Source organism: Microvirga sp. HS2, from assembly GCF_055792805.1.
This window is the reverse complement of record NZ_JBVVAJ010000068.1, coordinates 1-9171: the sequence shown is the minus strand read 5'-3', so window position 1 is coordinate 9171 and position 9171 is coordinate 1. Positions and strand designations below refer to the sequence as shown.

Below are 9171 nucleotides of genomic sequence, written 5' to 3'. Positions count from 1 at the left end.
GAAGGCGTCCGGGTTCTTCACCGAAGCCTCGTATTTCGCGCGATAGCCGGCAGCGTCCAGATAGGCGCGGTGGGTCCATTCGGACGGGACGTCGTAGATCTTCTCTTCCATGGCGCTTCTCCCAGACACGTCGTGAGGGTGTAATTAGGTCTAGGTTTAAGGAAAGAGAGAGGGGCTGAGCAAGCGGGACCGGGATCGGACTTTGGTCGTTGATACTTTTGAGGCTGCGCCGCAATGGCGTTGGCGCCCGTTTGATGAAACGCCGCGTCATGGCCTCCTGTCGTCATGGCCGGACTTGATCCGGCCATCCCCGTCTTGGAACCGCTCCACCATCAAGACGTGGATCCCCGGCACAAGGCCGGGGATGACGGTGAGCCCCTGATACGGGAAGCCCCTTAAACCCCGCCCATCCTGCACACGATGGCCCATTCCTCGTCCGTCACCGGCTGCACCGAGAGGCGGGAATTGTTGACCAGGATCATCTTTTCGAGGCCGGGCTGCTTCTTGATCTCGTCGAGGGTCACGGGGCGCTTGAGGGCTTTGACGGCTTTCACGTCCACCATGCCGAACTTGCCCGTCTCGTCCGTGTGGTCGGGGTAATATTCCTTGATCACCTCCACGATGCCGACGACTGCCTTGCCCTCGTTGGAATGGTAGAAGAAGCCCTGCTCGCCCAGTTTCATCGCCATCAGGTTCTGCTTGGCGACGTGGTTGCGCACGCCGTTCCAGTGGGTGCCCTTGTCGCCTTGCGCGACTTGGTTGTCCCAGGACCAGACGGAGGGTTCGGACTTGTAGAGCCAGTAAGCCATTCTCTTCAAACTCAATGCTCGGACTTGATGGGACGGTTCATGAGCGCATCGACCGCCTGGTCGAGGGTCCATGCGCCGGAGAGGATCCGCTCGACCGCTTCGGCGATCGGCATGTCGACGCCTTTGTCGCGCGCCAGCGCCACGAGGGCGCTCGCCGTCGTGGCGCCCTCCACGAGCTTTCCGCCCGAGGCGTCCTGCACGCTCATGCCCTGGCCGAGATGGAGGCCGAAGGAGAAGTTGCGCGACTGCGCGGAGGAGCAGGTGAGCACGAGATCGCCGAGGCCCGACAGGCCCATCAGCGTCTCGGCCTCCCCGCCATAGGCGCGGGCGAAGCGCAGGAGCTCTGCGAAGCCGCGGGCGATCAGCGCGGCCTTCGCGCTCTCGCCGAGGCCGCGCCCGACGACAGCGCCGCAGGCGATGGCGAGCACGTTCTTGGCGGCGCCGCCGATCTCCACGCCGCGCAGGTCCGTGCGGTGATAGACGCGAAGGGTCGGGCCGGAGAGGGCGGTGGCGAGATCCTCCGCCAGCGCCGCGTCGCGGCAGGCCAGCGTCACGGCGGTGGGAAGGCCGCGCACGACGTCGTGGGCGAAGCTCGGCCCCGACAGCGCGGCGACGGGAGCGCCGGGGCGAACCTCCTCCACCACGTCGCACAGGAAAGCGCCGGTGCTGCGCTCGATGCCCTTGGCGCAGAGCACGAGGGGCGTCTTGTGCGGGAGAACGCGCGACAAGGCTTGCGCCATGTCCCGCGTCGTCTGCGCGGGCGTGACGAGAAGGACCGCATGGCTCGCGGCCAGAAGGTCCAGATCGGCGGTCGGCGTGATGCGGTCGAGCAGGCGGGCGCCAGGCAGAAAGCGCTCGTTCGCGCGGGTGCGGGCGAGCTCCGCCGCCTGCTCCGGGGAGCGCATCCAGAGGATCACGTCGTTCCCGGCGATGGCGGCCGCATTGGCGAGCGCCGTCCCCCAGGCTCCGGCCCCGGCGATGCCGATGGGACCCGTCGCTCCCGGCATCAGGCCTTCGCTCCCACGGCTTGGCCGCTGGTGTCGAGCGGCCAGCGGGCGCGCGCGGGGGCGTCGATGTCGTCGATGAGGCCGAGCCGCATGCGCTCGAGGCCCGCCCAGGCGATCATCGCGGCGTTGTCGCCGCACAGGGCCAGGGGCGGGGCGACGAGCTTGAGGCCGGTCTCGACGGCCAGACGCTGGAGCGCCTGGCGCATGGTCTGGTTCGCGGCGACGCCGCCCGCCACCACGAGCGCCTTCGGTGCGCCCGCGATCTCGCGGAACCGGCGCAGGCCCACGCGGGTGCGGTCCACGACCACGTCGACGATGGCGGCCTGGAAGCTCGCGCAGAGATCGGCGATGTCGGTCTGGGTAAGGGGGGCGATCTTCTCCGCCTCGATCCGCACGGCGGTCTTGAGGCCCGACAGGGAGAAGTTCGGCTCCGCCCGACCCTGCATGGGCCGGGGCAGGGCGAAGCGCTCGGGGTTCCCCTTCGTCGCCTCGCGCTCCACCTGGGGCCCGCCGGGATATCCAAGGCCCAGCATCTTCGCCACCTTGTCGAAGGCCTCGCCGATCGCGTCGTCGATGGTGGTGCCGATGCGCACGTAATCGCCCACGCCCTTCACCGCCACCAGCTGGGTATGGCCGCCGGAGGCGAGAAGGAGCAGATAGGGAAAGCCGATGCCGTCGGTCAGCCGCGCCGTGAGCGCGTGGGCTTCGAGATGGTTCACCGCCATCAGGGGCTTGCGGGTGACGAGCGCGATGGCCTTCGCGGTGGTGAGGCCCACGAGAACGCCGCCGATGAGGCCGGGGCCCGCGGCCACGGCGATGCCGTCGATATCCTTGATCGCGCAGCCGGCGCTCTTGAGGGCGCGCGCGATCAGGCGGTCGAGCACCTCCACATGGGCGCGCGCCGCGATCTCCGGCACCACGCCGCCATAGGCCGCGTGTTCGGCGATCTGGCTCAGGACCTCGCTGGAGAGGATTTCGCCGCGCCCGTCGAAGCCGACGCCCACCACGGCGGCCGCGGTTTCGTCGCAGGTGGTTTCGATGCCTAGGATGCGCATGGTCTGTCAGCTGCCGTTGGCTCTAAGTGATCATTCGGGCTTTCGGCCCGGCGGTCATCACCCTATAGTCCGCCCCGCCGCACAAGATCAAACGCGGATGTTGTCTTAAAATCTGGAGCACGCAGCGGGAATGACCTCCTCACCGACCCTGGTCATCGGCACGCGCGGCAGCCCTCTGGCGCTGGCGCAGGCCCACGAGACGCAAGACAGGCTGGTGGCCGCCCGTGGCTGGGCGGTCGAACACCTGCCCCTGTCGATCATCAAGACCACGGGCGATGCGATTCAGGACCGTCCCCTCTCGGAGGCCGGCGGCAAGGGGCTCTTCACCAAGGAACTCGACATCGCGCTGCTCGAAGGCGCCATCGATTTGGCCGTCCACTCCGCCAAGGACCTGCCGACCACCCTGCCGGAAGGCATCGTGATCGCGGGCTTCCTGCCCCGGGAGGACGTGCGCGACGCCTTCATCAGCCACCGCTACAAGAGCCTTGCCGATTTGCCGCCCGGCGCCGTCGTCGGCTCGGCGTCCCTGCGCCGCCAGGCTCAGGTCCGCCGCCTGCGGCCCGACCTGACGGTCACGCTGCTGCGCGGCAACGTCCAGACGCGGCTCGCCAAGCTGGAGCGCGGCGAGGTGGACGCCACCCTGCTGGCCATGGCGGGCCTGCGCCGTCTCGGGCTCACCGACCATGTGACGGCCATGCTCGACACCGACGATTTCCTGCCCGCCGTGGGGCAGGGGGCCATCGCCATCGCGGTCCGCGCCGAGGACGAGCGGGTGCGCGACGCCCTGCAGCCCATTCTCGATCCCGCCACGGCCCACGCGCTCGCCGCCGAGCGGGCCTTCCTCACCATTCTCGACGGCTCCTGCCGCACGCCGATCGCGGGGCATGCCCGCATGGTGGGCGACGCGCTGGAGATCCGCGGCCTCGTCCTGCGCCCGGACGGCTCGGAAACCCTCGAGGCGGTCCGGCGCGGCTCGCCGGACGACGCGGTCACCCTCGGACGCGAGGTGGGAACCGAGCTTCGCACCCGCATGCCGGCCGGATTCCTGGACCTGTGATGCGGATCCTTCTCACACGCGCACAAGAGGATGCCGAGCGCACGGCGAAGAGGCTCGCGGCCTTCGGTCACGAGGTGGTGATCGCGCCCGTGCTCCGCGTCGTGCCGACAGGCGATCCCGCGCCTGCGGAATCGTATGACGCCCTCATCGTCACCAGCGCCCATGCGGTGGAGGGCCTCGCTCCATATCCGGACAAGGCCGTTCCGATCTTCTCCGTCGGCGAGCGCACCACCGATGCGCTGCAGGAGGTGGGGTTCACCTCGATCACGACGGCGCAGGGCGATGCGGTGTCCCTGTCCCGGCTGATCCGGGAAACGCTCCGGCCGCCGCGGACCCTGCTTCATGTCACGGCGCGTCACCACAAGGAGGAGCCGGCGGCCTCCCTTGCGGCAGCGGGGTTCACGATGCTGTCCTGGGAGGTCTACGAGGCCGAAGCCCTGCCGGCCCTGCCCGAAGCCGCCCTGGAGGCGCTTCGCACTGGCAAAATCGAGGCCGTGCTCCATTATTCCCGTCGGAGCGCGGATCTTTTCGTACGGCAGGTGGAGAAGGCGGGGCTTCGGTTCGCCATCCTCGACTGCCTCCACCTCTGCCTGTCCGAAGACGTCGCGGCCCCCCTCAGGGCCATGGGCGCGGCCACGCGCATGGCCAGCCGCCCGCATGAGGATGCGCTGCTCGATCTGGTGCGGAGCCCTTCGTGACCTCGGTCACCGCTTCGTTTACGATGTCGGCCTAGCGCATCGTCCGGCACCGGAGGTCCGCGTCAGCAATCGTGGCCCTTCGGGTCCGCTCCGGTCGGTGCGCGGCTTGATAGAGGGAGCATCGGGCGGGTTCCAAAAGTGGGAGTCCACTTTGGAGTCCGGTGCTCCAGGACCTTTGCCGAAGGAGAGGACCGTTGTCCGATAGATCCGTCCCCTTCCCCTGATGCTCCGGCGCTGCCGGGGAACCGAAGGTTGCGCTCAAGCTTGCCTCAATTGCGTTCCAGTCTGACTTGTCCGAATTGCCCCTCCAAGAGTGACCTGTGACCGATTCATCCGATCCCAAAGCTCCCAAGAATTCCCGCAAGAAGCGTTCCCGCGAGCCCGCGACCATCGATCTGAAGGCGACCGTGGTCGATGAAGGCGTTCAGCAGGACGCGGACAAGGCCTGGGACGCCGTGAAGCCCGAGGAAACGATCGTCATGCCGGAAGCCGGCGCTCCGGCGGAGGACACCCTGGGTCCTCGGGAGGCGACGCTCGATTCGGGGGCCGACACCGATACCCTCGCATCGGCCGCGGTCGCCGAGCCGGGCGCAGCCGCCGACGAGGTTCCGCCGCCGCCGCCCGAGGCGCCGGGCGAGCCGGACGGCGTTCCCCCCGGTCCACCTCCCGCTCCTCCGCCTCCCGCCCCGGAGCGGCGCGGCTCGGCCGCCGCCGTGATCGGCTCCGGCCTCCTTGGCGGCCTGATCGGCGCGGGTCTGGTCTATGGCCTTCAGCACTGGCAGCAGAACGCGCAGGATCCGCGCATCGCGCAGCTGGAGCAGCGGGTGAGTGCCCTGGGCCAGTCCCGGCCGGCATCGCAGCCGTCGCAGCCGGGGGCGCAGAACGTGGATCTTTCCCCGATCGAGGAGCGCCTGAAGGCGCTCGAAGAGGCTCGCGCGCCTCTCGACCAGCGCCTCCAGGAGATCCAGGACGCGGCGAACCGCGCCGCCTCGCAGGCCGAGGAGGCGCTCAACCGGCCGTTGCCGGAGCCAGCCGCGCCTCCTCCGCCGCCTCCGCCTCAGAACGAGGCGGCGCTGACCGATCTCTCCAAGCGCCTCGACGATCTCTCCACCCGTCTCGGCGCCCTGGAGAATTCCAACCGCCTCGAGACCCTGGACAATACGGTCCGGACGCTCGAAGGCGACGTGCGCACGGCAGCGCAGAGCGCGGCCGGAGCATCGAACGCCGTGCAGGATCTGAACCGCCGCCTGGGCGAGCAGGATCAGCGCCTCGCATCCCTCTCGCAGCAGGTTGCCGAGAGCGGCAAAAGCGTGGAGGCGGCGGGCCAGTCCAGCACGCGGGTCGTTCTTACCGAGCGCCTGGGCGATGCGCTCCGCACCGGCGCGCCCTATGCGGACGTGCTGGACGCCTTGCGCAAAAGCGGCGCCGACGCCGGGCGGCTGAAAGCCCTGGAGCCCTTCGCGGAGAAGGGCGCGCCGACCGCCGCCGCCCTGCGCGAGAGCTTCGAGCCGCTCGAGGCGCAGATCCTGCGGGACGAGCGGGCGGCCTCCGGCGAATGGTCCGACCGGGTGCTGCGCATGCTGGACAAGGTGGTCACCGTGCGGCCGGTGAACGAACCGGAGACGACCGGCGTTTCGGGAACGGTGGCGCGGATCCGGCAGGCCCTGGCCTCCGGCGACGTGGCGCAGGCGGCGTCCGCCTGGTCCTCCCTGCCCGAGCCCGCGCGCAGGATCTCCGAGGAATGGGGCCGGCAGGTGAAGGCCGTGGCGGATGCAAGGCAGGCGTCCCACGATCTCTCCAGCGACGCCCTCGCGGCCCTCAACCGTTCGACGCAATAAAAGGAACAGCCCAGAATGTGGCGTGCTCTACTCTTCATCGGTCTTCTCTGCGTCGCAGCCTTCGGGGCGGTCTGGCTGGCCGACAGGCCGGGGACGGTTCTGGTCACCTTCGGCGGCTATGAAGTGCAGACCTCCGTCGCGGTGGCCGCCGTCGCCCTCGCGGGACTGGCCCTGGCCCTGGCCCTGCTCTGGTCCGCGGTGAGCACGATCCTGCGGCTGCCCTCGCGCCTGACCTTCGCGTCGCGGGCGCGCCGCCGCTCCCGGGGCTATCAGGCGGTTTCGCGGGGCATGGTGGCCGTGGGCGCGGGCGATACCATCGCGGCCCGCCGCTACGCCAACGAGGCCGAGCGCCTCCTCGGCCATGAGCCCCTGACGCTTCTCCTGAAGGCCCAGGCCGCCCAGGTTTCGGGCAACCGGGAGGCGGCGGAGGCCGCCTTCAAGCAGATGATGGACGAGGACGAGACGCGAGTGCTGGGGCTGCGCGGCCTGTTCGTGGAGGCGCGCCGCCGGGGCGATGCCGTTGCTGCGCGGGAATTCGCCTCGGAAGCCGTACGCCTCGCTCCGGCGGCCGCCTGGGCGAGCGATGCGGTCCTGGAGGCGCGCTGCGCCGAGGGCGACTGGCGCGGGGCGCTGGACGCCATCGAGCGGCGGACGTCGCTCGGCCTCCTCGACAAGGCCACCGCCAAGCGCCACCGGGCGGTGCTTCTGACGGCCGACGCCCTGGAGCGCGCCGAGCGCGATCCCGAGGGCGCGCTCCGGAGCGCCCAGGACGCGGTGAAGCTCGCGCCCGATCTCGTGCCCGCCGCGGCGCTGTCCGGGAAGCTCCTGTCGCGCCGGGGCGACCTGCGCCGGGCCGCCAAGATCGTGGAGACGGCGTGGCGCAGCCAGCCGCATCCGGATCTCGCCGAAGTCTATCTCAACCTGCGTCCGGGCGATTCGGGCCTGGACCGGCTCAAGCGCGCCGAGACCCTGTTCAAGCTCTCGGGCGGCGCGCCGGAGGGACGTCTGGCCGTGGCCCGCTCCGCTCTCGAAGCGCGCGAGTTCGACCGCGCCCGGGACGCACTGGAGCCGTTGCTGTCGGACCGGCCGTCCATGCGGGTCTGCCTGCTGATGTCCGATCTCGAACAGGCCGAGCACGGCTCCACGGGCAGGGGCCGCGAATGGCTCGCCCGCGCCACCCGCGCGCCGCGCGACCCGGCCTGGATCGCCGACGGAATCGTCTCGGATCACTGGGCCCCGATCTCTCCGGTGACAGGCCGCCTCGACGCCTTCGTCTGGCAGGCGCCGCCGGATGTGCTGATCGCCCCGGAAATCACCATGAGCGATGACGTGACGGCGGATCTCGACGACGAGCCACGGGCGCTGCCGGTGACCCCCGCCAGGGAAGCGCAGCCCGAGACCGTAGTGGCCGCCCCGGCCCCGGAGCCTGCGCCTGCACCGGCTGAGCCCGTCGCGGCGGTCGAGGCGGCCTGGCCTGAGCCTGCGAACGAGGCGAAGGACGAAGTCTCCTCTCCGCGGGCGGAAGAGGTGGTTTTTCCCGCGACGCCCCCGGACGTGCCGAAGCCCGAAGAGCCAGCGTCCGCCCGTCGCAGCGCTTTTTCCATCTGGTAGTCAAAATCAGCTCTCGTCTGCCCTTGCCAAGCGGCAGGCGAGAGGGTATGAGGTCGCCCTCTTCGATCGCATGATCGGCGCGCCGCAATAGCTCAGCTGGTAGAGCACCTCATTCGTAATGAGGGGGTCGGGGGTTCGAATCCCTCTTGCGGCACCATTCTTCCTTTTGAATTTCAAGAGGTTGGAAGGGGGGTGCCATAAGGGCAGCTTGCCGCTAAGCGGTTGGAAAGGAAGCACGGTTCGACCGTGCTGCCGGATCAGATTTGGGGTCGTAGCTCAGTTGGGAGAGCGCGTGAATGGCATTCACGAGGTCAGCGGTTCGATCCCGCTCGGCTCCACCAATCTGATCACATCGGAGCGTGCGGGTGTAGCTCAGGGGTAGAGCACAACCTTGCCAAGGTTGGGGTCGAGGGTTCGAATCCCTTCGCCCGCTCCAATTTCAAAAAAGCCGCCTTCGGGCGGCTTTTTGCTTTTCGGCGCCTCCGCGTCTGCGAGACGCGCGACCGAAACGGGCCCTTGCCAGGGAATCTGGAAGGGCCCGCAAGGGTGACCTCGAAGGTCATGCATCATGGATGCTCGATCCGGCTGAACCGGCTTTTTAGGATATCGATTGTGGAGCTGGGAGCCTCCCCCATGCTCAGTCCGGCATAGTGGAGGGCGCCATCAGCCCAGGCGGTGTTTCGATCTCAGCCTCCATCTCTTCCGGACCGGGGCGGGTGCCCGGCCTGCCAGGGTCGCGGCCGGCCGCCGGTTGTCCGAGGAACCCGCACGGGCGATTGGCCGATCCGCTGTTCGCGACAGGCCCTGTCCGGCGCGCAGGAAACAGGCCCGTCATTGTTAAAAGGCCCGCGGGGCCGGCTGGTTTCAGCGTGGCGGAAAAGAAAAAAGCCCGGCATGGCCGGGCTTTCGAGGCGATCCACGATCGCGGGCGGGGTTCTCGCTCCCGCCCCCGCCTCACGCGGCTTTGACGCCTGAGAGGAAGCTCGCGACCTCGTGGTCGAGATCGGTGGAGTGGCGCGCCAGCTCCTGCGCCGCGCCCAGCACCTGGTTCGCTGCCGCACCGGTCTCGCCGGCGCCCTTCTGCAGCTCCACGACG

At 69.4% G+C, this 9171-nt stretch carries 7 protein-coding genes and 3 tRNA genes; 7 read left to right on the top strand and 3 right to left on the bottom strand.

Going from position 1 to position 9171, the window contains the following annotated elements; genetic code table 11:
* Positions 1-395: 395 nt before the first annotated feature.
* The 3 genes from ACS5Q0_RS26950 to tsaD are packed head-to-tail and all read right to left on the bottom strand — an operon-like array spanning position 396 to position 2871.
* Positions 396-809 (bottom strand): EVE domain-containing protein, encoded by a 414-nt coding sequence (locus ACS5Q0_RS26950; RefSeq protein ID WP_473129707.1) that lies wholly within the window; start codon positions 807-809, stop codon positions 396-398.
* Between the two features lie 11 nt (positions 810-820).
* Positions 821-1816, bottom strand: a complete 996-nt coding sequence (locus ACS5Q0_RS26945) for an NAD(P)H-dependent glycerol-3-phosphate dehydrogenase (RefSeq protein WP_473129706.1) — start codon at positions 1814-1816, stop codon at positions 821-823.
* Positions 1816-2871 (bottom strand): tRNA (adenosine(37)-N6)-threonylcarbamoyltransferase complex transferase subunit TsaD, encoded by a 1056-nt coding sequence (tsaD, locus tag ACS5Q0_RS26940; protein ID WP_473129705.1) that lies wholly within the window; start codon positions 2869-2871, stop codon positions 1816-1818. Before tsaD ends, ACS5Q0_RS26945 begins: the two co-directional genes overlap by 1 nt.
* 130 nt (positions 2872-3001) lie before the next feature.
* Between tsaD and hemC the strand changes: the two genes are divergently transcribed.
* The 7 genes from hemC (at position 3002) to ACS5Q0_RS26905 (ending at position 8511) form a co-directional block, all read left to right on the top strand.
* Positions 3002-3928: a hydroxymethylbilane synthase gene (gene hemC, locus ACS5Q0_RS26935; RefSeq protein ID WP_473129704.1), complete on the top strand. Its 927-nt coding sequence runs from the start codon at positions 3002-3004 to the stop codon at positions 3926-3928.
* Positions 3928-4626: a uroporphyrinogen-III synthase gene (locus ACS5Q0_RS26930; RefSeq protein ID WP_473129703.1), complete on the top strand. Its 699-nt coding sequence runs from the start codon at positions 3928-3930 to the stop codon at positions 4624-4626. Before hemC ends, ACS5Q0_RS26930 begins: the two co-directional genes overlap by 1 nt.
* A gap of 320 nt (positions 4627-4946) precedes the next feature.
* Positions 4947-6464, top strand: coding sequence for a COG4223 family protein (locus tag ACS5Q0_RS26925; RefSeq protein ID WP_473129702.1), 1518 nt, complete (start codon positions 4947-4949; stop codon positions 6462-6464).
* Between the two features lie 15 nt (positions 6465-6479).
* Positions 6480-8075, top strand: coding sequence for a heme biosynthesis HemY N-terminal domain-containing protein (locus ACS5Q0_RS26920; RefSeq protein WP_473129701.1), 1596 nt, complete (start codon positions 6480-6482; stop codon positions 8073-8075).
* Between the two features lie 81 nt (positions 8076-8156).
* A tRNA-Thr gene (locus tag ACS5Q0_RS26915) sits at positions 8157-8232 on the top strand.
* Positions 8233-8340: 108 nt separating this feature from the next.
* A tRNA-Ala gene (locus ACS5Q0_RS26910) sits at positions 8341-8416 on the top strand.
* 20 nt (positions 8417-8436) lie between these two features.
* Positions 8437-8511: transfer RNA gene (locus ACS5Q0_RS26905), tRNA-Gly, on the top strand.
* Positions 8512-9171 lie beyond the last annotated feature (660 nt).